This window comes from Staphylococcus muscae (genome assembly GCF_003019275.1).
GTDB lineage: Bacteria > Bacillota > Bacilli > Staphylococcales > Staphylococcaceae > Staphylococcus > Staphylococcus muscae.
Map to the genome: position 1 here is coordinate 983,481 of NZ_CP027848.1, position 22,256 is coordinate 1,005,736.

20 protein-coding genes and 1 riboswitch are annotated in these 22,256 nt (G+C 37.5%); of the genes, 5 read left to right on the forward strand and 15 right to left on the reverse strand.

Going from position 1 to position 22,256, the window contains the following annotated elements; genetic code table 11:
- Positions 1 to 117: 117 nt before the first annotated feature.
- The 3 genes from C7J88_RS04900 to fdaB all read right to left on the reverse strand — a co-directional run bounded on the left by C7J88_RS04900 (position 118) and on the right by fdaB (position 2,935).
- Complete coding sequence (locus C7J88_RS04900) at positions 118 to 447, reverse strand: winged helix-turn-helix transcriptional regulator (protein ID WP_095117526.1); 330 nt, start codon at positions 445 to 447, stop codon at positions 118 to 120.
- Positions 448 to 495: 48 nt separating this feature from the next.
- Positions 496 to 1,758: a UDP-N-acetylglucosamine 1-carboxyvinyltransferase gene (gene murA / locus C7J88_RS04905; RefSeq protein WP_095117527.1), complete on the reverse strand. Its 1,263-nt coding sequence runs from the start codon at positions 1,756 to 1,758 to the stop codon at positions 496 to 498.
- Between the two features lie 304 nt (positions 1,759 to 2,062).
- Positions 2,063 to 2,935 carry a class IIb fructose-bisphosphate aldolase FdaB gene (fdaB, locus tag C7J88_RS04910; protein WP_095117528.1) on the reverse strand — a complete coding sequence of 291 codons (873 nt, stop codon included), beginning with the start codon at positions 2,933 to 2,935 and terminating at the stop codon, positions 2,063 to 2,065.
- Between the two features lie 231 nt (positions 2,936 to 3,166).
- Here fdaB and C7J88_RS04915 point away from each other — a divergent pair, with 231 nt between their 5' ends.
- Positions 3,167 to 3,688, forward strand: a complete 522-nt coding sequence (locus C7J88_RS04915; protein ID WP_095117529.1) for a DUF2529 family protein — start codon at positions 3,167 to 3,169, stop codon at positions 3,686 to 3,688.
- Positions 3,689 to 4,023: 335 nt separating this feature from the next.
- On the opposite strand, the gene glpT is transcribed toward C7J88_RS04915, so the two are convergent.
- The 4 genes from glpT to C7J88_RS04935 all read right to left on the reverse strand — a co-directional run bounded on the left by glpT (position 4,024) and on the right by C7J88_RS04935 (position 9,165).
- Positions 4,024 to 5,382 carry a glycerol-3-phosphate transporter gene (gene glpT / locus C7J88_RS04920; RefSeq protein ID WP_095117530.1) on the reverse strand — a complete coding sequence of 453 codons (1,359 nt, stop codon included), beginning with the start codon at positions 5,380 to 5,382 and terminating at the stop codon, positions 4,024 to 4,026.
- A gap of 209 nt (positions 5,383 to 5,591) precedes the next feature.
- Positions 5,592 to 7,199, reverse strand: a complete 1,608-nt coding sequence (pyrG, locus tag C7J88_RS04925; RefSeq protein ID WP_095117531.1) for a CTP synthase — start codon at positions 7,197 to 7,199, stop codon at positions 5,592 to 5,594.
- A gap of 381 nt (positions 7,200 to 7,580) precedes the next feature.
- The gene (gene rpoE, locus C7J88_RS04930; protein ID WP_095117532.1) at positions 7,581 to 8,126 is read right to left on the reverse strand and encodes a DNA-directed RNA polymerase subunit delta; all 546 of its coding nucleotides are present in this window, start codon (positions 8,124 to 8,126) and stop codon (positions 7,581 to 7,583) included.
- A 178-nt stretch (positions 8,127 to 8,304) separates the two neighbouring features.
- Positions 8,305 to 9,165 carry a GNAT family N-acetyltransferase gene (locus tag C7J88_RS04935; protein WP_095117533.1) on the reverse strand — a complete coding sequence of 287 codons (861 nt, stop codon included), beginning with the start codon at positions 9,163 to 9,165 and terminating at the stop codon, positions 8,305 to 8,307.
- 208 nt (positions 9,166 to 9,373) lie between these two features.
- Here C7J88_RS04935 and C7J88_RS04940 point away from each other — a divergent pair, with 208 nt between their 5' ends.
- Both C7J88_RS04940 and coaW read left to right on the forward strand, forming a co-directional pair.
- Positions 9,374 to 10,966 (forward strand): BCCT family transporter, encoded by a 1,593-nt coding sequence (locus C7J88_RS04940; protein ID WP_095117534.1) that lies wholly within the window; start codon positions 9,374 to 9,376, stop codon positions 10,964 to 10,966.
- A gap of 179 nt (positions 10,967 to 11,145) precedes the next feature.
- Positions 11,146 to 11,943, forward strand: coding sequence for a type II pantothenate kinase (coaW, locus tag C7J88_RS04945; RefSeq protein WP_095117535.1), 798 nt, complete (start codon positions 11,146 to 11,148; stop codon positions 11,941 to 11,943).
- Positions 11,944 to 11,999: 56 nt separating this feature from the next.
- Here the strand turns inward: coaW and C7J88_RS04950 are convergent, their stop codons facing one another.
- The 3 genes from C7J88_RS04950 to C7J88_RS04960 all read right to left on the reverse strand — a co-directional run bounded on the left by C7J88_RS04950 (position 12,000) and on the right by C7J88_RS04960 (position 15,490).
- Positions 12,000 to 12,671, reverse strand: a complete 672-nt coding sequence (locus C7J88_RS04950; protein WP_095117536.1) for a DUF2750 domain-containing protein — start codon at positions 12,669 to 12,671, stop codon at positions 12,000 to 12,002.
- Between the two features lie 444 nt (positions 12,672 to 13,115).
- Positions 13,116 to 14,312, reverse strand: coding sequence for an L-aspartate--L-methionine ligase LdmS (gene ldmS, locus C7J88_RS04955; RefSeq protein ID WP_095117537.1), 1,197 nt, complete (start codon positions 14,310 to 14,312; stop codon positions 13,116 to 13,118).
- Positions 14,309 to 15,490, reverse strand: a complete 1,182-nt coding sequence (locus tag C7J88_RS04960; RefSeq protein ID WP_095118150.1) for a M20 family metallopeptidase — start codon at positions 15,488 to 15,490, stop codon at positions 14,309 to 14,311. Before C7J88_RS04960 ends, ldmS begins: the two co-directional genes overlap by 4 nt.
- Positions 15,491 to 15,586: 96 nt before the next feature.
- A riboswitch (SAM riboswitch) is annotated at positions 15,587 to 15,691 on the reverse strand.
- Between the two features lie 237 nt (positions 15,692 to 15,928).
- Here C7J88_RS04960 and C7J88_RS04965 point away from each other — a divergent pair.
- Positions 15,929 to 16,396, forward strand: coding sequence for an S-ribosylhomocysteine lyase (locus C7J88_RS04965; RefSeq protein WP_095117538.1), 468 nt, complete (start codon positions 15,929 to 15,931; stop codon positions 16,394 to 16,396).
- A 46-nt stretch (positions 16,397 to 16,442) separates the two neighbouring features.
- On the opposite strand, the gene C7J88_RS04970 is transcribed toward C7J88_RS04965, so the two are convergent.
- Both C7J88_RS04970 and C7J88_RS04975 read right to left on the reverse strand, forming a co-directional pair.
- Complete coding sequence (locus C7J88_RS04970; RefSeq protein WP_095117539.1) at positions 16,443 to 16,796, reverse strand: DoxX family protein; 354 nt, start codon at positions 16,794 to 16,796, stop codon at positions 16,443 to 16,445.
- Between the two features lie 19 nt (positions 16,797 to 16,815).
- The gene (locus C7J88_RS04975; RefSeq protein ID WP_095117540.1) at positions 16,816 to 18,117 is read right to left on the reverse strand and encodes a pyrimidine-nucleoside phosphorylase; all 1,302 of its coding nucleotides are present in this window, start codon (positions 18,115 to 18,117) and stop codon (positions 16,816 to 16,818) included.
- 408 nt (positions 18,118 to 18,525) lie between these two features.
- On the opposite strand from C7J88_RS04975, the gene deoD reads away from it, so the two are divergent.
- Entirely contained in the window at positions 18,526 to 19,236 is a 711-nt protein-coding gene (gene deoD, locus C7J88_RS04980; protein WP_095117541.1) for a purine-nucleoside phosphorylase, read from the forward strand.
- 212 nt (positions 19,237 to 19,448) lie between these two features.
- Here the strand turns inward: deoD and rbsK are convergent, their stop codons facing one another.
- From rbsK to nhaC, 3 genes are all read right to left on the reverse strand, one after another.
- Positions 19,449 to 20,336, reverse strand: a complete 888-nt coding sequence (rbsK, locus tag C7J88_RS04985; RefSeq protein ID WP_095117542.1) for a ribokinase — start codon at positions 20,334 to 20,336, stop codon at positions 19,449 to 19,451.
- Positions 20,337 to 20,351: 15 nt separating this feature from the next.
- On the reverse strand, positions 20,352 to 20,735 hold the full coding sequence (locus tag C7J88_RS04990) for a thiol-disulfide oxidoreductase DCC family protein (protein WP_095117543.1): 384 nt from the start codon (positions 20,733 to 20,735) through the stop codon (positions 20,352 to 20,354).
- 117 nt (positions 20,736 to 20,852) lie between these two features.
- Positions 20,853 to 22,217 (reverse strand): Na+/H+ antiporter NhaC, encoded by a 1,365-nt coding sequence (gene nhaC, locus C7J88_RS04995; protein WP_229709414.1) that lies wholly within the window; start codon positions 22,215 to 22,217, stop codon positions 20,853 to 20,855.
- Positions 22,218 to 22,256 lie beyond the last annotated feature (39 nt).

Consider the following 22,256-nt stretch of genomic DNA (forward strand, 5'->3'; position numbering starts at 1 on the left):
ATTTGAAAATCAGTATGATATAAGGTTCTTTTCCCTTTCGATTAAAATTCAAACACAACTTAAAAAAGACCAGCGCTGTGATTCAGCATTCTGGCCTTATCTTTGTTTAGCAGTTGTTTATTGCGTTTCTTGTTCCAATTCCATATGTGTATGCGCCCAATCTTCCAAAGGGACTAAAGCTTTTGCTAACGCTATCCCTTTATCGGTTAAATAATAGCGGACAGATGGTGGATTATCTGAAATAACATCTTTTACAAGTAATTGTGCATCTGCTAACTCAGATAACTTTAAAGATAGTGCACGATTCGTGATAGGCTTTAGATCACGCTTCATATCGGAAAAGTGCGCAGACTGATCTGGACACTTATCGAGATAATGCAGAATGAGCCCATTCCAACTGCGCCCTAAAATTTTAAATGTTGCTTCAATATATGGACAAACTTCCATAGTTATCGCCTCACTTAATGAACTCTCGACGTACGGATTAACACTTGTTTACGCCTGTTGTTCTGTCCAAATATCAGCACCTAGCGCTTTTAATGTCTCAACAATATTTGAATAACCACGATAAATATGACGGACATTATAAATTGTTGTTACACCATCAGCAAGTAATCCTGCAATAATCAAACATGCACCTGCACGCAAATCACTTGCATAGACTTCCGTACCGACTAGTTGTGAAGGTTTAATCGTTGCGGTACCTTGATCAGCAGTAATGGCTGCATTCATATTTTGTAACTCTGGGACATGTTTGAAACGTTCTGGATAAATCGTATCCGTCACAAAGCTTGGACCATCTGCTAGAAATAACAAAGGTGTAATTGGCTGTTGTAAGTCCGTAGCAAAACCCGGATACACAAGCGTCTTGATATCAACATTTTTATATGGTGCTGTTGACTTGACGATCATATAATCGTCGCCTGACTCGATTTTAACACCTAATTCTTTTAATTTTACAGTTAACGGCTCAACATGTTCAGGAATAATGTTATCAATATACATTTCTTCTCCACAAGCCGCTGCAATACACATGTATGTTCCAGCTTCGATGCGGTCTGGGATAATTGTATGACGGCTTCCTGATAAATGAGACACACCTGTAATCTTAATCGTACTTGTACCAGCACCAGAAATTTTTGCACCCAAACTATTTAGGAAATTTGCGACATCTACAACTTCTGGTTCTTTCGCTGCATTTTCAATGATTGTCTGTCCTTCAGCACGTGTTGCAGCAATCATAATGTTAATAGTTGCCCCGACACTTACAATATCTAAATATATATTCGCACCTACTAGACGTTCTGCTTCAAGTTTCATTGATGTATCATCAGAATCATCAATTTTGGCACCGAGCGCTTTAAATCCTTTAATATGCTGATCAATCGGTCTCGGTCCTAATGGACATCCTCCTGGTAACCCAATCACACATTTGTTAAATCGACCTAACATCGCCCCCATCATATAATAAGATGCACGCAATGACTCAACCTTATTATTTGGGAGTGGGGCATTTTTAATATCAGTCGGATCTAATTGCAATGTTCCCTCACTTAGATTTGTTTTTATATTCAAGTCTTCTAATAAGCTCACTAATGTTTTAACATCTGATATTTCTGGTAATCCATCTAATGTTACTGGAGATTCAGCCATCAATGCAGCTGGTATAATCGCAACCGAACTGTTTTTGGCACCGCTAATTTCTACCTTACCCTTTAATTTTTGGCCACCTCTAATTTTAATTACATCTTGTGCCATTTTTCAGAACTCCTTTTCACTCTCTTATAAACCTAGAATACCATATTTAAGGGCATTATAATGTAAAAATTTTCAAATTGCAAAATGTATTATTCCCGAAAAATTTATTGTATTCTCACATATTTTAGTTCCTTTTTAAAGAGAGACAATGCATGATGTCATTTATAGTTATAACATGTGCATTTGAAACATAAATACAAGAAATAATGACTGTATACAAAGAAAACCTGAGAAACAATATCCAAAGATATCGTGTCCCAGGTTTTTTATAATCAGCATGCAATGATGCCATTTATTTGTATGATTAGCCTTTGAAGTTATCCGCTTTGTTTGAAGTACCAAATTCACGAATTTTACCAACAACTGTTTCTTTAATTGCTTCACGTGCTGGTCCTAAATATTTACGTGGATCGTAAACTTCAGTGTCAGCTGCTAATACTTCACGAACACGTTTCGCTGAAGCAATTTGGTTTTCAGTGTTAACGTTGATTTTAGCAGTACCTAATGAAATAGATTTTTTGATATCATGAGTTGGAATACCAGTACCACCGTGTAATACTAATGGTAAACCAGTTGATAAACCAATTTCTTCCATTTCTTTGAAGCCTAAGTTTGGTTCACCTTTGTATGGTCCGTGTACTGAACCTAATGCAGGTGCCAATGTGTCAATACCAGTTTCTTTCACTAAGTTTTGACATTCGATTGGGTCTGCGTAGATTACGCCGTCAGCAACAACGTCGTCTTCTTGACCACCAACAGTACCTAATTCAGCTTCTACTGATACACCGCGATCATGTGCGTATTCAACAACTTTTTTAGTAATTTTAACGTTATCTTCATATGGTTCATGTGATGCATCGATCATAACAGATGTGAAACCAGCATCGATTGCTTCTTTACATTTTTCAAAGCTTGAACCATGGTCTAAATGAATTGCCACTGGAATTGTAATTTCATAGTCGTGCATTAAACCTTCAACCATTTTTACAACTGTATAGAAACCACCCATGTAACGCCCAGCACCTTCTGAAACACCTAAAATAACTGGTGCATTTTCCTCTTGTGATGCTTGTAAAATAGCTTGCGTGAATTCTAAGTTGTTTAAGTTATATTGACCTACTGCATAGCCATTTTCTTTTGCGTCGATTAACATTTCTTTCATTGAAACTAAAGGCATGTAAGTTCCTCCTTGAGTGCTTTTGCACTTATTTTTATATGTACAGTATAGCAAAATATAATCATCATTGCATACGAAATCAACTCGAAAATAGGTGTTTTTGTGAAAAAATTATCAAATTCAAAAATGTAAACGCATCCATTTTTTAGCATTGCTTATTTGATATTATTTTTATAGAATGAACGCATGAAAACTATGATAAAACACAATATTTTAAGGAGATGAGTCTTCGTGTCGAAAATGTTAACAACACAATTGACAGGTGTATTTAACCGATTAGATGCACAGTCACTCGATATACAGATGGCAGCACAAAGTTTGATTCAAGCAATTGGTGGTGAAGGGCATATTTACATTAGAGGTTATGGAGATATCAAATCATTCGAATCCTACGTTTTACACAGTGAAGAAAAGTTAAAAGCGAGTCGCCCACTCGATATCCTTTCTTCACTATCTGCGCTTGATTCGACAGATCGTGTCTTTTTATTTGGTGAACACTATACCGAAGAAATGGCTGCAGATTTGACACAACTGATTGATGACAATCGCGATGTCGTTGTGATTACGAACAAGCCATCATCTGCCGACATACCTGATCATCTCGTGCATTTCATTGATTTATCTACACCACGTCCACTCGTTTTCACAGAAGATTACGATAAAGTTGTCGTACCACACTTAATCGCACTCAACTATATCTACTATGAAATCTATACGCAAATGATTGAAATGATTCGTGATTTAGATCTATAACAAAAAGTAGCACTTCATGCATAAAAGATACATGAAGTGCTACTTTTTATATAAGATTCGATTATAAAAGATATTTAACCTTTCACAACCTCGTATTGTCAGTGTTCAAGAAGCAGGTCTTTCGACAGAATTTCGCAATTCTATAAAATCAAAAAGCGATTTTATTCATTGCTCGGATTCTGCTCAATTCCTAAGCGCTTCTCTCACAACCTCGTATTGTCAGTGTTCAAGAAGCAGGTCTTTCGACAGAATTTCGCAATTCTATAAAATCAAAAAACGATTTTATTCATTGCTCGGATTCTGCTCAATTCCTAAACGCTCCTTTCACAACCTCGTTAGTGAACGACTTCTTGTCCACGTTTATTCCATGTAAAGATAAAGCTCAATGTCGCTAAAATACTTACAACGATGAGCAGGATGAATCCTGCATCCCATCCCATATTATCTACAACGATACCCATGATGATATTCGCCATTACGGCACCACCTAAGTATCCAAATAAACCTGTTAATCCAGCAGCTGTTCCCGCCGCTTTTTTCGGTACATAGTCAAGTGCTTGTAAACCGATTAACATAACAGGACCATAAATTAAGAAACCAATTGTAACTAAAGCAAGGTTATCCACAATTGGGTTACCTGCTGGGTTCAACCAGTACACCGCAACTGCAATCGTCACACCAATCATAAAGATAAAGCCTGCTGGTCCACGACGTCCTTTGAACACTTTATCTGATAACCAACCGCATAGTAATGTTCCTGGGATACCAGCCCATTCGTACAAGAAGTATGCCCAACTTGAACCTTCTACATCGAAATGTTTCACATCGCTCAAGTAAAGTGGTGCCCAATCAAGTACACCGTAACGTACAAAATAAACAAAGATATTGGCAATTGCAATAATCCAAACCCATTTGTTGTTCAACACATATTTGAATAAAATTTCTTTTGTTGTTAATTCTGTTTCAAATGTTGTTTTGTCTTTTGTTGGGTAATCATTACGGTAAGATTCAATCGGAGGTAACCCAACTGATTGTGGTGTATCTCTAATTAGGAAATATGACACAATGGCAACAATCATTGCAATAATTGCCGGGAAGATGAAGATACCTTCATATCCTTTCATATGGTCAAAACCGAGAACAGACATTAAATACACTCCAAAAATAGCAAATGGCGCCATTAATCCACCACCGACGTTATGTGCAACGTTCCAAATGGCTGTCTTACTACCACGTTCACTTACGCTGAACCAATGCACAAGGACACGACCTGAAGGTGGCCATCCCATCCCTTGGAACCAACCGTTAAGGAATAACATGATAAACATAATTGTAATACCTGAAGTAAATGCAGGTACAAACCCCATCAATAAGTTAACAATAGCTGTTAACATCAAACCTAATACTAGAAATGTTCGCGCATTACTGCGGTCACTGACCGTCCCCATAACAAATTTACTGATACCGTAAGAGATGGAAACAGCAGATAATGCAAAACCTAATCCTGTTGTAGAAAACCCTTGCTCTGCCAAGTAAGGCATGGCAATTGAAAAGTTTTTACGCAATAAATAATAACCTGCATAACCTAGAAAAATCCCCATAAAAACTTGAAAACGTAACTTCTTGTACGTTTCATCTACATGTTGATCTGCCACTGGTTGTGCAGGTTTTGGTGGTTTTAAAAAGTTGAACATTAACAAAAACCCTCCGATCATGTTGTTATATTATAAAAAGTTAAGACATATAGATTTTAATGATAGTTAAAATAATTGTCAATAACAACTGAACTATTTTTGTAAACGATTACACATTTATTTTTTATTTTGATAAAGAATTTATAAAAAAAACAACAAAAAGGCTAGCTTCTCCTTCAAACAAGAGAATCCAGCCTTTCATCTTTCTATTATTTATCTTGTTGTGCCACACAAGCACCGATGAAGTTTTTGAAAATCGGTTGTGGACGATTTGGGCGTGATAAAAATTCTGGGTGGAACTGACATGCAATAAAGAATGGGTGGTCTGCTAACTCAACCATTTCTACTAATCGACCGTCTGGGCTTGTTCCTGAGAAGATCATACCTGCTTCTTCTAGGCGCTCACGATATGCATTGTTGAACTCGTAACGGTGACGATGACGTTCTTCAATAGATGTTTGTCCATAGATTTTTTCAGCTAACGTACCTGGTTTGATCTCACATGGATATAATCCAAGTCTTAAAGTACCACCAAGATCTTCAATATCTTTTTGTTCTGGTAATAAATCAATGACTGGATATGGTGTGTTTGGATCCAATTCAGCTGAATGCGCATCTGATAGTCCAACAACATGACGTGCATATTCAACCGTTGCCAGTTGCATACCTAAGCAAATACCAAAGAATGGTAATTTGTTTTCACGTGCATATTTAATCGCTGAAATTTTACCTTCACTTGCACGGAATCCAAAACCACCTGGTACTAAAATACCATCTACATCGTGGAAGTATGATGCCGCATTTTCATCTGTCACTTCACTTGAGTCAATCCAGCGGATCTCGATATCTTTCATATATTGGTAACCCGCATGTTTTAAGGCTTCTGCAACTGATAAATACGCATCTTGTAATGCTACATATTTACCAACTAATGCGATTGTCACTTTACCTTCTAAGTTATTCACAACGTCTAGTAAATGTTTCCACTCATCTAGTTGTGTATCGCGTTCAACTTCTAAACCTAAGCGATCAATCACAATATCATCCATATCTTGACGGCTTAATTGTAATGGAATCTCGTATAATGATTCTGCATCACGACATTCAATGACATTTTGTTTGTCAATATCACAGAATAGCGCAATTTTGTCTTTTAGGTCTTGTGTCATTTCATATTCTGTACGCACAACGATTAGATCTGGTTGAATCCCTAAACCGCGTAGTTCTTTCACACTGTGTTGTGTTGGTTTTGTTTTCATTTCGCCTGCTGCTTTGATGTACGGTAATAACGTACAGTGTACATACATGACATTTTCACGGCCTAAATCACTGCGAATTTGACGAATTGCTTCGATGAAAGGTAATGATTCAATATCACCTGTTGTGCCACCGATCTCAGTGATAACAACATCTGCGTTCGTACTTTCTCCAGCCAACAAAAGACGTGACTTAATTTCATTTGTGATATGTGGAATCACTTGAACTGTTCCACCTAAGTAATCACCACGGCGTTCTTTTTGTAAAACGTGTGAGTATACTTTACCTGCCGTTACATTTGAATATTTGTTTAAGTTAATATCGATAAAACGTTCATAGTGTCCTAAGTCTAAGTCTGTTTCAGCACCATCATCTGTAACAAATACTTCTCCGTGCTGGTATGGACTCATCGTACCTGGGTCAACATTCAAATAAGGGTCAAACTTTTGAATTGTGACTTTAAGTCCTCTATCCTTTAACAAACGTCCAAGTGATGCAGCAGTAATCCCTTTACCGAGTGAAGATACAACGCCACCCGTTACAAAAATAAATTTAGTCATGCAATAAATCCTCCTCAACAGTTTTCAATAGTTACATCGCCCTACCAACATGATGGGTGCTTTTTAAAAATAAAAAAAGTTCCCTCTCACAATGTCCAGTTTGTAAGGGGGAACGTTTACGTCTACTGTGTAGTAACACAGCTCTATTCAAGGTCGAAGTGAACGAATTCACTTTCTGACGTATCGGTTTATTCAATCGTCCTAATTAAAGGAGCCCGACTAAAATTTTATCACTTTGAATCAAAAAGTCAATAAACTTCCGATATGAAAAAATAATTTTTATCATAAGTATTTATGAACTTTCGACTGTATCATGACAACCTTTGAGAAAAAAAGAGCGAACGTTTAGAGATTCGACGTATCCCAATCTCATCTTTCTCTCTATAACGCCTCGTCTTCCTCTAACTCATCATCTTCTAGTTCTTCATCATCGTATGTTTCATCGATTTCTTCATCGTCTTCTTCTACGACAAGGTCAGATTCCTCAATCTCATCTTCAACGTGTTCATCTTCTGGGTCGTTTAACTCTTCTTGATCGTCAGTACGATTTGGAATGTTATCATCACCTTCTGAGTCATCTTCACCAAGTAATGTTAAGTTTTTATCTTCTTCGTCATCTTCATCAAGAATTTCAAATTTTTGGATTGTTGGTGCAATCTTTTCTTCAATATCGTCTACTGAATACCAGTCACGAAGACCCCATACGTTATCACCAACACTCAGAAAGCGACCATCTGTGTTCAAGTCTGTGTAGAATTGAACGACACGGTTTTCAATTTGTTCATCTTCATAGTGGCCAATACGTTTGAATGAATCAATAATATCGTATAAGTTCATTGTTTCGTTCTGTTCGCTCAGCAATGTATAAGCCATATCAATAAATGACTTTTCGTCCATCATTTCTTGTGTGTATTCTTGTAATTTCATCAGCATATCTTCCTTTCAAAGATTCGCGTTTATTATGTTCATCTCTTATTGCAATAAACTGTGAGACTAAATCTTTACTATAATCTCACCTTTACATCATTAACTATAACAAAAATAGATTATAAATGACTGTGGCGCTTTTCGCAATGTTTTACAAAGCTCTTTTTATAATTCTTTCTTAGTAATTGATATACTTTTCAAATGTACGATAATCATCTGTCACCATCGTCTCGACAAAGTTGCTCTTCTCAAATAGTGGTTTCAGCTGATGATTCGGTCCAAACAATGTGACTTCTATCACTTTAATATCTTCAAAGTTTTTGCGCACGTAAGTCGCCAGTTGTCGAAGTGCATTTTGTGCAACACCTGTTGATTGATAGCTCTCATCCACATAGACAGAGCGAATAATAAGACGATGTTCAAATTGCTCTAATGCGATAAAGCCAACTTTTTCTCCATTTAGCATTAAATCAACAACATCGAATGTGCTCGAAATAGATGCTTCTTGATACTGAAGTTTAAGAGATGAGACATACTTTGCGTCCAAATCTAAATAGTAAAGACGCTCCTTTCCAATCGGTCCTTCCTCTTTCGTTGCAGCGTGCATAAAACCAGCACGTTCATACAAGTTCCATGCAGCAGCATTTTCAGCATCAACAACTAAATATAAATGGTTAAATCGTGGAAATACTTCTTGAACATATTGTGGTAAGATCATCATCATTTTAGTGCCATATCCATGACCTTGATAACGTTCATTAATCGATAGTGAACGAACATACACGACCTCTTCCGGTGTATCATATCCTTCATGTTGATAATGCTTATGCAACACGAAAAAACCAATCACTTCATCTTGTGTATTCAACACAACATTCGCAACACGATTTTCATCTTCCAGTGCTTCATCAAGGACTTCTATGGGTAAAGATGAGTAGATACGTTGTCTTTCACTCAACTCAAAGTTGTTCAAGGCATCACGGTATTGCTTGTCATAAGATTGTATAGTAATATCATCAAAGCGCTTACTTTTTGTCATAGAAAACTCCACCCTTTAGCATTATACTTTATTGATATCATACACTATTTTAGTAAATTCAAAACACATATCACATATAAAAATGGAAATTTTCTACATGTACAACGAGTAATTGCAAGACATATGTCGGGACATCATATGTCAGTTTTTTAGATAACGTCTCGGTCCAAGCTTCTATATCAATTTGACTTTTTCGAAAGGGGATATTATGAATCAACCATTATCAAAAAAGAAAAAGCATCGTAATATTGTTTATACTGTCGCTTTCTCTATCATCTTGTTTTTAACGCTCATAGCTGCTGTTTTCCCAAAAGGTTTTGGTAACTATGCGCAACACGTTTATGATTTTTTGGCCATTAATTTTGGCTGGCTTTTCCTAATTATCGTATTTGTTTTAGATATATTTTTAATTTTTCTTGCTACATCACGTTACGGTCGTTTTAAATTAGGACCAGACGATGAAGAACCAGAATTTTCATTTATATCATGGATTGGAATGTTATTCTCAGCAGGTCTTGGCGTAGGGATCGTCTTCTGGGGCGTTGCCGAACCACTTACCCACTACTTACATTCACCATTTCCTAACAGTGTGAAAGGAGAATCCGTTGAATCAGCACGATTAGCTATGGGGTACACATTCTTCCACTGGGGAATCTCTCAATGGTCGATTTTTGCGATGAGTGGTCTCATCGTTGCCTACTTCCAATTTCGAAAACAGCGTGACGGTCTCATTTCAACTGCAATGGAACCCGTCTTCGGTGAAACATACCGACGTCCATTTCGAAATGGAATTGATATCCTTGCGATTATCGCAACAGTAATGGGGATTGCAACATCAATCGGTCTTGGTATCCTTCAAATCGCAGGTGGCTTGAATCATGTCTTTCATATTCCTAACAATACAATCACGTTGATTGTCATTACTTTACTTATGACAGGCATTTTTCTCAGTTCTGCACTCACAGGTATTGAACGTGGCGTGAAATGGTTGAGTAATCTAAACATCATCATTGGTGCTGCGTTGCTCATATTCATATTCATTTTCGGTGACTTACGATTTATTGTTGAAACATTTACTGTATCTATTGGAGACTATATCTCTCATTTTGTAACGTATAGCTTGCGTATTGATCCATACTCAGGTGACAACAGTTGGATTCAACAATGGACTGTTTTCTATTGGGCATGGGTGATATCTTGGTCTCCATTCATCGGTGGTTTCGTCGCTCGTGTCTCTCGTGGCCGTACGATACGTGAATTCGTAGTGGGCGTTCTCATTATTCCACCATTAATTTCATTTACTTGGATTGCTGGTTTTGGTGGAACAGCTATTAACTGGGCTTTACACAAAAACTCAGATATCGCACAAGTTGTCGATAAAGATTATACAGTTGCACTTTTTGAATTGTTACGTAACTTCCCATTGTATGAAGTAACAAGTGCCTTAGCGATTATTTTAATTTTTACATTCATTGTGACAAGTGCCGACTCTACAACACATATCGTATCAGGCATGGCAACAGGCGGTGTGGAAAACCCGAAACGCAAGCACAAGCTTGTATGGGGACTTTTAATTGGCGGTATTTCTCTTGCGTTGACAGTTGCAGGTGGCTTAACAAGTCTACAAACGGCTTCTGTTGTCACAGGTTTACCTTTCTCGATTATTCTATTGCTGATGATTTTCTCATTGATGCGGGCTTTACACCGTGAACCGACTGAGCATTTCAAAATGACACATATTGATGATGAAAAAGACTTTTCTAAGACAATTGAAGAACGCGAGAAAAATGATGAAATGTAATCCATTGTACAATGGCATGTCAGCCACCTACTTTTTCATTTGTTTAGACGTCGAAAATATTATCTCAACTACACTATCATAAGATTGTAAAAAACAATTTTTCCAATCATAGATACTGTCCTTTTACATTAAATTCATTTAATATGTATATGTAAATATAAATGAAGAGGTGACGCTTAATGCGAATCGGTATTGATGCGGGTGGGACATTGATCAAAATGGTCATTGAACAAGATGGCCAGCGTAACTATCAAACGTATCTATCTACACAACTAGAAGAAGTTGCAGCATGGCTCAATGACCAACCATGCGAAGATATCCATATCACAGGTGGTAAGGCAAAAATGTTAAATGACCTACTCAACTGTGAAACGCAGTCTTATATTGAGTTTGATGCTGCTGCAAAAGGCATTCAAATCTTACTGAAAGAGCAAGGAACACAACTAGATCGCTACATTTTCTCAAACGTAGGAACAGGAACATCAATTCACCTATCTGATAGTTCAGGTCAACAACGTGTTGGTGGTATTGGAACAGGTGGAGGCATGATTCGAGGCCTTGGGTACCTTCTTACCGAAATTGATGACTACGAAACATTAACAAATCTTGCTCAAAATGGAAATCGTGACATTATCGATTTAAAAGTAAAACATATTTATAAAAATGATACGCCCCCTATTTCAGGCGAATTGACTGCCGCAAACTTCGGACACGTCCTTCATAACTTGGATAAAACTTTTACAGATGCCGATAAGCTTGCCTCTGTCATGGGTGTAGTTGGTGAGAGTGTAACAACAGTATCTATTCATGTGGCACGTGAACATCACGCTGAAGATGTCGTATATATCGGCTCTTCATTCCATAACAACCCATTATTACAACAAGTTGTTACGGACTATACGATTTTACGTGGTTTCAAACCGCACTACTTAGACAACGGCGCTTTTTCAGGTGCATTAGGAACACTTTATCTCTAACTAAAAAAGTGGGAAAACATACCTTTCGTTAGGTAGTTCTCCCACTTTTTTATTCATTAAAATGTTAATTCATTCGCTAATTTCTGAGCGGACACAATTGTCCCAACAACGCCCGGTTTCACATCGATAGCTACGTAACGATTATCATCACGTAATTCATCCAGCCACTCTGCGAAAACTTCACCTTCAACATCAATGAGTTCAAATGCATCAAAGTCTTCTTCCGCTACTTTCTCAGCACGCTTACTCAAACTCCATACCGGCATGAAGTGAGATTGTTCAAAGTTATCATTCTCGTCATAAACCACTGCAAAATGCTTCATTCCTTTTTGCGTCAAACCGTAGACCGTGTCTGACTTAGCAACATCTTGAACAAACTCACGTACACGAATGTTGTCCAAATCTGTCATAATTTCATTCATTGCTTCAACGATCTTAATCTCGTGTCCAGCTGCTTTATCCGTCACATTCACTAGCGCTTCGTCATCATCGTCGAACATATCATCTAATTCATAAGTTGCAAAACGATCAATATCCATTGTGATAATCTTATCGTAAGCAACATCAAATGTCTCTAAATACTCTGTTGCAAATGTCTCACGTGTCCAAAAACAGAAATAAGGACGATCTCGATACATGTGCTTGACAATCTTTTTGTCTTTGACTGCAATAAAAAATTGCTCGTTCGTTAAAATATCTTTATAAAAACGTTCACTTTTATAAGACATGCTATAACCCTCCACTTGTTGGTTCTCTTCATCGACTATAAATGACACCGATGATTCCGTCAATGCTTGATGTCATCCAATAATCCAATCTTTTGGGAGACTAGAAGATACTTGAATAAACGTCATATTGACAATCCCTAATTAGTTAGACTATAACATACTTTAGACATATAACATAGATACGAGGTTGTGAAAGGAGCGTTTAGGAATTGAGCAGAACCCGAGCAATGTGTAAAATCGCTTTTTGATTTTATGAAATTGCGAAGTTCTGTCGATAGTCCTGCTCCTTGAACACTGACAATACGAGGTTGTGAAAGGAGCGTTTAGGAATTGAGCAGAACCCGAGCAATGTGTAAAATCGCTTTTTGATTTTATGAAATTGCGAAGTTCTGTCGATAGTCCTGCTCCTTGAACACTGACAATACGAGGTTGTGAAAGGAGCGTTTAGGAATTGAGTCCTGCTTCTTCAATGAATTGCTGTTCATATGCTTCAATCTCCGCTTCGCTATCCGCATGCCAAATACAACCAAATCGTGAATCAACATGTTTTTCTGTATACCAATCTCCATCGTAATATGACAATGGGAAAAGAACGCCTTTCTCAACAAATGTTTTAATAGCATCGTAGAAACGTTCATTGTTCCCTTTCGCCACATAACTATAAAACTTGTGATAGTCTCCTTCTAAGTTGTCAGCAAGTAATAACATACTTGTAGATCCGTTTTGTCGATAGTTTAAGTCAATCGCATAGACATGACCTTCTGCATCTTCTAACAGGTCGAATCCTGCTACACCAATAAAACCTTCTTCAACTGCTCTTTCCATCAATGCCCGACCTGCATCTATGACCGTCTGAGGGACGTGTTGGGCATTGACGTTACCTTGATAAAAGCCATATTCATTAGTTAATTGCTTTGCTGCTCCAAGATAAAGAATACCTTTATCTGGATGTTTCGCAAACTGCACACAATAGTTATCCACGACATCAATACACTGTTCAATAATTAATGTATCCGTCGCTGCTTCCGCTTTCTTCACACGGGCAATTGCTTGCTCTAGTTCTTTTTGTGTATAACAAATCATCACACCATAGCCACCTGCTGTTGGCAAGTCATCGCCCGGTTTGATAACGACAGGTAATTCCCAACGGCGTACAGCTTGTTCAAATTCGTTAAACGGCACCACTTCTCGCTTCGGCAAATACTTGCCATCTGTCCAGTCCGGTATTTTGGATTTATTGTTCAAATCAATAAATGTTTGCTTATTCATTGCATACTTGTCAGCAGAGACAATGTCATCACCATGCACATATTGGAAATAAATTTTTCGGTCTTCTTCTAATGTCAAACGTTGTAATAGTGACTCATATGAAGATTGATCTTTAAAATAATATAAATTATCAGGAATACGACGATGAATTAACGCAAATAGTTGTGCTAACTTATCTGTCACACTTGCTTCATGTACAATTACGGGCATATCTGCTATCAGTAATTCTCTCGCAGATAAAAAGTTAGATTGATGTTCATCTGGTTCTAACCAAGGATTCGACACATATGAAGGTCGAGATGAATATACGACATCATTTGAATACAACTCAGCCATTGTTAAATAAGACTGAGTATTTTTTACATCGGTCATAATAAATGCTCCCTTAATAATTGATGTTCCTGTTGTATCTTCTCAAGCTGTGCTGGATCTTGAATTAATTTTGCGCCCATCAACGCAATAATTTTCGCCCCTTTAATTAGCGCCTTGTCTCCCATTGGACTTGCTGCTGCTTCTCTAAAACGATGTGTATGCCCTACTAAGCTTCTTGGGCCAATTTTCACATGTGGATGAATCGTTGGTACAACGTGACTAACATTACCTGTATCTGTTGAACCAAATCCAAAGTCATCATGACTGACTTCTTCACCAAGTTCCGTTGCATATTTCTCAAAGAGGTCATCTAACAATGGGGATTTAATAAATTCGTTTACACCATTTTGAATCGGTCCAAATTCATAGTTACAGCCCGTTTGTAATGCTGCCCCTTTGGCAATATCATGCACTCGTTCAGTGAGAACATCCAGTGATTTTCGTGTTGTCCCTCTCGTGTAAAAACGCGCATGTGTAAAGTCAGGAATAATATTCGCTGCTTTCCCACCATCTAAAATCACACCATGTACACGTTCAGACGATTGAATGTGTTGACGTAACTGTGCAACACCATTGAAAAAACTTAGCATTGCATCAAGTGCGTTACGTGCTTCATACGCATTTTCCGAAGCGTGTGCACTACGTCCAAAAAACTTAATATCTAACACGTCAACTGCAAGGGTATGAATCGTTGGATATGTTTCATTACCCGGATGAATCATCAATGCGACATCAACATCTATAAGCCCTTCTTTCACATAAGATGCTTTTGCAGAGCCATTTTCGCCACCTTCTTCTGCCGGACAACCGTATACGATAACGGTACCGCCAATCTCGTCCACAACTTGTTTTAATGCCACACCAGCTAATACACTGGCTGTTCCAATGATATTGTGTCCACAAGCATGTCCAAGTCCAGGTAAGGCATCATACTCAGCCAAAAAACCAATTCTAGGGCCTGGTTTATCAGATTGATAAGTTGCAATAAAGCCTGTCGCATGACCTGCAATATCACGTATCACTTCAAAATCATGCTGCTTTAAATGATCGATTAATAATCGTGATGCGAATAATTCCTCATTCCCTAATTCAGGGCGCTCATGTATTTGATGACTCATGTCCAAATAGTTCAGCCTATGATTATCTATATAGTCTAGGATCTGTTGTTTTACTGTTATCAATATAAAAGCTCCTTTCAAAAAAATATCAACCTTGTACGAGCGCTACATTTATCAAGTGCGATATGTACAAAGTTGATAATATCTTGTCCATGTCATTTATCTGTCAGCTAACTTGCTGTTGGATTTAGCACCTTTATCGTCACCGATGAGGTTGCAGGGCTTCACAGGGCCAATTCCCTCCACCACTCTTGATAAATTATATTTAATTATTACTTATTCTATCGGATTTACGATTATTTGTCATGTCATTTTTTCAATATTTTCTAAAATCTTTATAAAAGACGTATTTATATCTATCTAACAACAGGTACTTTGCATCATATATTTTATTGCTTTCAAATATATACCCACATCGTCAAAATTCAAATCATGCCCCTGTTAGTTTCTTCTGAATATGATAAAATAACGATAAACTATAAAGGAGGCGTTATCACAATGCCAAAAATGAATGTTGAAAGTTTTAACTTAGACCATACTAAAGTTGTTGCTCCTTATATCCGCTTAGCTGGTAAAATGACTGGGAACAATGGTGACGAAATCCACAAATACGATATTCGTTTTAAACAACCAAACAAAGAGCACATGGAGATGCCTGGGCTCCACTCATTAGAACACTTGATGGCCGAAAATATTCGTAACCATTCAGACAAAGTGGTAGATTTAAGCCCTATGGGATGCCAAACTGGTTTTTACGTCTCATTTATCAATCACGACGATTATGAAGATGTATTAAACATCATTGAAAAAACGGTACAAGACGTTCTAGATGCAACGGAAGTACCAGCATGCAACGAAGTACAATGTGGTTGGGCTGCTTCTCACTCATTAGAAGGTGCAAAAGAAATTGCACAAGCCTTTTTAGATAAGCGTAATCAATGGCACGATGTCTTCGGTGAAGGATAAGTTGAAAACAAAAACACGGATGCAAATGCACCCGTGTTTTTTGTTATTATAATTTTCGTATCCATGCCATTAAAACAAATTGTAATGGCAGTCGGCCGTATAAAACGGATTGTGGTAACTCTTTATCACCCAGTGGTAGTTTATGACGTGCCATATAAATATTCGCTGGAAGTACTGCCCATAAAAATGCAATGATTGCATGTTTAAACCAGTAGCCAGGTTTTCTTATGGCTAAACCAATACCAAAGATGAGTTCCATAACACCCGTTATCCAAACAATCTCCTTTTTAAACGGTAAATAATGCGGAACAATATTGCGGAAATTACGCTCTCTCTTGAAGTGTAAATATCCTGCACCTATAAATAAGATTGCCAACAATTGTCGACCGATCCACTTCATTGCATTCAATCCTTTACAATTATTTCGTAATAACTTCGTGAATTAATGTAGGTGTTTCTCCACGATTACTAATTGTAATATTATCATATAATTTTTCTTTCACTTGTTCAACATCTTCTTGGTTTGCATAAATTGTTAACAATGACTCGCCTTCTTCAACTTTGTCACCGACTTTTTTATTTAATACAAGACCAACAGCTAAGTCGATTGTATCTTCCTTCGTTTGACGTCCTGCACCTAACATCATAGATGCAATACCAATTTCATTTGCAATCATTTCAGATACAACACCAGATTGTTTTGCTGGTAATTCAAATGTGTATTTCGCAGTTGGTAACTTAGATGGATCATCTACAACAGATGCATCCCCACCTTGATTGCTCAAGAACACTTTGAATTTTTCAAGTGCTTTACCGTTATCAATGACACCTTTTAACAACTCACGTGCTTCATCTAAAGTCTCAGCTTTTTCAGCTAATACAACCATTTGAGAACCAAGTGTTAAAACTAATTCTGTTAAGTCTTCTGGACCTTCACCTTTCAATGTGTCGATTGCTTCCTTCAACTCAAGTGCATTACCAATCGCACGACCAAGTGGTTGGCTCATATCAGAAATAATCGCCATTGTGTTACGTCCAACTTGGTTACCAATTTTCACCATTGCATTTGCCAATTGTTCAGCATCTTCAACTGTTTTCATGAATGCACCGTTACCTGTCTTAACATCTAATACAATTGCATCTGCACCCGCAGCAATCTTCTTACTCATAATAGATGATGCAATTAATGGAATTGAGTTAACCGTACCTGTTACATCACGTAGCGCATAGATTTTCTTATCAGCAGGTGTTAAGTTTCCTGTTTGGCCGATAACTGCAAGATGGTCTTCATTTACTAACTTAATAAATTCATCTTCAGAAATTTCAACGTGGAAACCTTCAACCGCTTCTAATTTATCAATCGTACCACCTGTATGTCCTAATCCACGACCACTCATTTTTGCTACTGGAATATCTAAGGCAGCCACTAATGGTGCTAGCACAAGTGTTGTTGTATCACCGACACCACCAGTTGAGTGCTTATCTACTTTGATACCATTAATATCAGAAAGATCGATTTGATCACCAGACTCTACCATTGCCATTGTTAAGTCTGCACGTTCCTCATCAGTCATATCTTGGAAGAAAATCGCCATCGCTAAACTCGACATTTGATAATCAGGAATATCACCATTCGTATATCCATTCACAAAAAACTTAATCTCTTCCGTTGTCAATACTTCACCGTCTCGCTTTTTTGCGATAATGTCTACCATTCTCATGATTATTCTCCTCTTCTCTATTTACATTTAAACAATATATTTAAATATCATTTATTTTGTAAGCCTTTTCTATTTTATTATATACGATTATGTTTCATTTGATAAACAATTCGTATTTTAAATCGGAAATATTTTGATTAAGTGGCTAACGAGGTTGTGTGAGAAGCGTTTAGGAGTTGAGCAGAATCCGAGCAATGAATAAAATTTATAGAATTGCGAAATTCTGTCGAAAGTCCTGCTTCTTGAACACTGACAATACGAGGTTGTGAGAGAAGCACTGTTGTTTCAAATGGAGATGTTTATCTCTACGCTTATTCTTCTAGTAACTCTAATCGACATTTCAGAGTAGGTCTGTTATCTTTAAAGTAATCACATAAAAAAATAAATGATCTTAAGGAGCTGTTTGTTATGACACAAGGTACACCACATATTCAACCGAACGGAACAAAAATTGCTAAGACGGTTTTAATGCCGGGAGACCCATTACGTGCAAAGTATATTGCGGATAACTTCTTAGAAAATGTAGAACAATTCAATGATGTGCGTAATATGTTTGGATACACAGGCACATACAAAGGGAAAGAAGTTTCAGTGATGGGTTCTGGTATGGGGATTCCAAGTATCGGTATCTATTCATACGAGTTATACAACTTTTTCGATGTAGACACAATTATCCGTATCGGTTCTTGTGGCGCAATGCAAGAAGACATTCAACTTTACGACATCATCATTGCTCAAGGTGCATCAACAAATTCAAACTTTGTCGATCAGTATCAAATTCCAGGTAACTTCGCACCACTTGCTGATTTCGACTTAATCGTTAAAGCGAAAGAAAAAGCAGATGCCATTGGTGCACGTACACATGTTGGAAATGTCTTATCTTCAGACACATTCTATAATGCAAATGCTGACTTCAACCAAAAATGGATTGATATGGGCATTCTAGGTGTAGAAATGGAATCAGCAGGTCTCTACTTAAATGCCATTAAAGCAGGCAAAAAAGCGTTAGGCATCTTCACAGTTTCTGACCATTTATTACGCGACGAAGCAACAACACCTGAAGAACGTCAAAACTCATTTACACAAATGATGGAAGTTGCACTTGAAATCGCTGAATAATTTATTCTTATAAAATACTTATCCCCACAATAATGGTACTAGACCATCATTGTGGGGATTTTTAATTTCTCATACGTGCACTACTGCATATATTGAATATTCATTATGATTGGAAGTTCTGAACTTTAATTGCTTCTATATCATTGACTAGTCCACAATCCTTACAAAATATATATTTAACTTCTGACCCTTTTGTTGATCTTTTGTTTCTCTTATTGATTCAACGCTTTATCAACCACTTCACGTGTCGGAATACCACCTTGCGCCCCTAGCGCAGATACCGCAAAGCTAGATGCCATATTCGCAAATTGTATCGCTGTTTCAAATGATTGTCCTTCACTTAACGCAACGGCAAGTGCACCGTTAAATGTATCACCTGCACCAGTCGTATCAACTACATCGCAAGGATATGCAGGTACTGTTTGTCGTGTTTGATCAAAATACACAGCACCTTCTGCACCAAGTGTCACGATCAGTTGATTGGGATGTTGCGCTAACGCATCGTCCATAGATTCACCAAACAACTGCTGACACTCACTCTCGTTCGGCGTCAAATAAGTGACTTTATTTAATAATCGATTATCCAAAGCACGGTATGGTGCTGGATTTAGTATCACTTGTAACTCTAATTGAGCGGCTTCGTCTATTACTGCTTCAACTGTTTTCGCCGGTATTTCTTGTTGCATGACAATGATGTCGCCTTTTTCAAACTGCTGCAAAATGGGCAATACAACTTCAGGTACAATTCTATTATTTGCAGCAGGTACGACAATAATACGATTATCTTGTTCATACAATGTAATGTGTGCTGTTCCGGAGTGTTCTCCTTCAATTGTTTGCATATAATCTACATTGACACCATGTTGTCTCAAGTTATTAAGGATTGTTTGACCAAATGCATCATCACCTACTGCACCAATCATGTAGACATCTCGATTGCGTTTCAGACGAGCTGCTGCTACTGCTTGGTTTGCCCCTTTTCCACCGGGCGCCATATATAAAGTCTCTCCTAATATCGTTTCACCTTGATCAGGCATCACTTGCGTCTGTACCGTTAAATCCATAGACGCACTTCCGATGACAATAATTTTATGTGTCATAGTTGTTCATCCTCGCTATTCTATGAAAAATGATTTTTCGTACTCAGTTGGTTCTACCCAAGTCGTTGACCATAGTTTATCTCGATTACTTGCAAATGTACGATAACCTATATTGCGTATCGGCTTAGGCACAATCCATAATAAAAGTGCTAAGTATTTGTATCCGCCTAATGCCCGCAACATATGCACAATGGCTGTCGATTCAAAAGTAAGGTCTTCCCCACGTTGTAACACAACACTGTTTTTCTTCGTGACACCTGATTGCTGTGATTCTAATATTTGACCAGCCTTACCTTTCAACGGTGCGAATTGATAACTTCGGGGTAATCCATGACGAATTAACCAAATCGCATAGTTATAGCAATAAACACATTTGTGATCATAATAAATAATTGGCATAATATTCACCTCAACTTTATTTTAACGTTTCTCTAATAAGATAGAAATGAATACCACTTAAAAAATTGTGGCTAGCAAAACATTGCGTTGCTGAACCACAATTTTCTAAAAGATCTCTTATTCCATCGCTTGTTGCTGTTGGAAATAGACCTTTTCTTCTTTTGATAATTGAATGATTTTGAAGCCGATAAAGCCATAAATAATTGAAATAATAGGGACGACATAATTCAAAATCGCAAATGGTGCATATTCAATTACATGTACATTTAACGTTGTTAAGATGAATACACCACATGTATTCCAAGGGACAAAGACAGATGTTAATGTCCCACCATCTTCTAGTGCACGTGATAAGTTTTTCGGATGTAACCCTTTATCAATAAACGTTGAAACATACATACGTGATGGCACAATAATTGAAATATATTGTTCTGAACATGATAAGTTTGTACCAAAACAAGAAATAATCACGGATGCGATCAACGTACCTGTATTTTTAGCAAACTTTAATATAACAGAAATTAATGCTTTCAACATACCTGAGTATTCGAGCAAGCCACCGAATGTCATCGCAACAAGTGTCAATGAAATCGTATAGAACATCGACTCAAGACCACCACGGTTGAATAACTCATCAATTGTCTTATTGCCAGATTCTAACACGTAACCTGTCTGCAATGACTGAACAGCTGTTGCTAAAGAATCACCTTGTACAAAGATTTGTGTAAAGAAACCGAGTACAACCCCTAACACGATAGCTGGAATCGCTGGTACTTTCAATGCAACGGCAATAATGACAATAAGTGGTACAACTAATAACCACGGTGTAATGAAAAACGAATCATCAATGGCATTCATAATGCTATCAATACGTCCACGGTTCAAATGATCACTACCGTACATCTGACCTAAAACGAAGAACGCAATCAAACTGATCACTAACCCCGGAATCGTTGTATAGAACATATGTTTAATGTGATCAAATAAATCAACATTTGTTAACCCTGAAGCTAAGTTCGTCGTATCAGATAACGGACTCATCTTATCACCGAAATATGCCCCTGAAATAACAGCACCAGCTACCATACCCGGCGATAATCCCATACTAATACCAATCCCCATTGATGCAACACCTACTGTTGCCATTGTAGACCAAGAACTTCCAATTGCTAATGATACGATACCACAGATTACAACAACAACCGCCAAGAAATATGTAGGTGATATCAGTTTTAAACCATAATATATCATTGCAGCAACAACACCGCTGCCAATCCATGCACCGATGATCAAACCAACTAGCATGATAATCACAACGGCAGGTAATGCATGTTTAATCCCCTTGTACATCATTTCTTCTACTTCTTCCCATTCATAATCGTGAAACATCGTCACAATAATTGCGACAGTTGTTCCAATAAGTAAAGGAATATGTGGTGCTTGTTGCAGCTTTACCACAGTAAAGAGCATTGCAACAATCATAATGCTGAGTGTCAATAGTGCATACCATACATTTATCTC

Excerpts from the sequence above, each read along its gene's own strand:
- C7J88_RS04900 (WP_095117526.1), bottom strand. The coding sequence starts at position 447 with ATGGAAGTTTGTCCATATATTGAAGCAACATTTAAAATTTTAGGGCGC.
- murA (WP_095117527.1), bottom strand. The coding sequence starts at position 1,758 with ATGGCACAAGATGTAATTAAAATTAGAGGTGGCCAAAAATTAAAGGGT.
- fdaB (WP_095117528.1), bottom strand. The coding sequence starts at position 2,935 with ATGCCTTTAGTTTCAATGAAAGAAATGTTAATCGACGCAAAAGAAAAT.
- glpT (WP_095117530.1), bottom strand. The coding sequence starts at position 5,382 with ATGTTCAACTTTTTAAAACCACCAAAACCTGCACAACCAGTGGCAGAT.
- pyrG (WP_095117531.1), bottom strand. The coding sequence starts at position 7,199 with ATGACTAAATTTATTTTTGTAACGGGTGGCGTTGTATCTTCACTCGGT.
- rpoE (WP_095117532.1), bottom strand. The coding sequence starts at position 8,126 with ATGAAATTACAAGAATACACACAAGAAATGATGGACGAAAAGTCATTT.
- C7J88_RS04935 (WP_095117533.1), bottom strand. The coding sequence starts at position 9,165 with ATGACAAAAAGTAAGCGCTTTGATGATATTACTATACAATCTTATGAC.
- C7J88_RS04940 (WP_095117534.1), top strand. The coding sequence starts at position 9,374 with ATGAATCAACCATTATCAAAAAAGAAAAAGCATCGTAATATTGTTTAT.
- coaW (WP_095117535.1), top strand. The coding sequence starts at position 11,146 with ATGCGAATCGGTATTGATGCGGGTGGGACATTGATCAAAATGGTCATT.
- C7J88_RS04950 (WP_095117536.1), bottom strand. The coding sequence starts at position 12,671 with ATGTCTTATAAAAGTGAACGTTTTTATAAAGATATTTTAACGAACGAG.
- ldmS (WP_095117537.1), bottom strand. The coding sequence starts at position 14,312 with ATGACCGATGTAAAAAATACTCAGTCTTATTTAACAATGGCTGAGTTG.
- C7J88_RS04965 (WP_095117538.1), top strand. The coding sequence starts at position 15,929 with ATGCCAAAAATGAATGTTGAAAGTTTTAACTTAGACCATACTAAAGTT.
- C7J88_RS04970 (WP_095117539.1), bottom strand. The coding sequence starts at position 16,796 with ATGAAGTGGATCGGTCGACAATTGTTGGCAATCTTATTTATAGGTGCA.
- C7J88_RS04975 (WP_095117540.1), bottom strand. The coding sequence starts at position 18,117 with ATGAGAATGGTAGACATTATCGCAAAAAAGCGAGACGGTGAAGTATTG.
- deoD (WP_095117541.1), top strand. The coding sequence starts at position 18,526 with ATGACACAAGGTACACCACATATTCAACCGAACGGAACAAAAATTGCT.
- rbsK (WP_095117542.1), bottom strand. The coding sequence starts at position 20,336 with ATGACACATAAAATTATTGTCATCGGAAGTGCGTCTATGGATTTAACG.
- C7J88_RS04990 (WP_095117543.1), bottom strand. The coding sequence starts at position 20,735 with ATGCCAATTATTTATTATGATCACAAATGTGTTTATTGCTATAACTAT.
- nhaC (WP_229709414.1), bottom strand. The coding sequence starts at position 22,217 with ATGATTGTTGCAATGCTCTTTACTGTGGTAAAGCTGCAACAAGCACCA.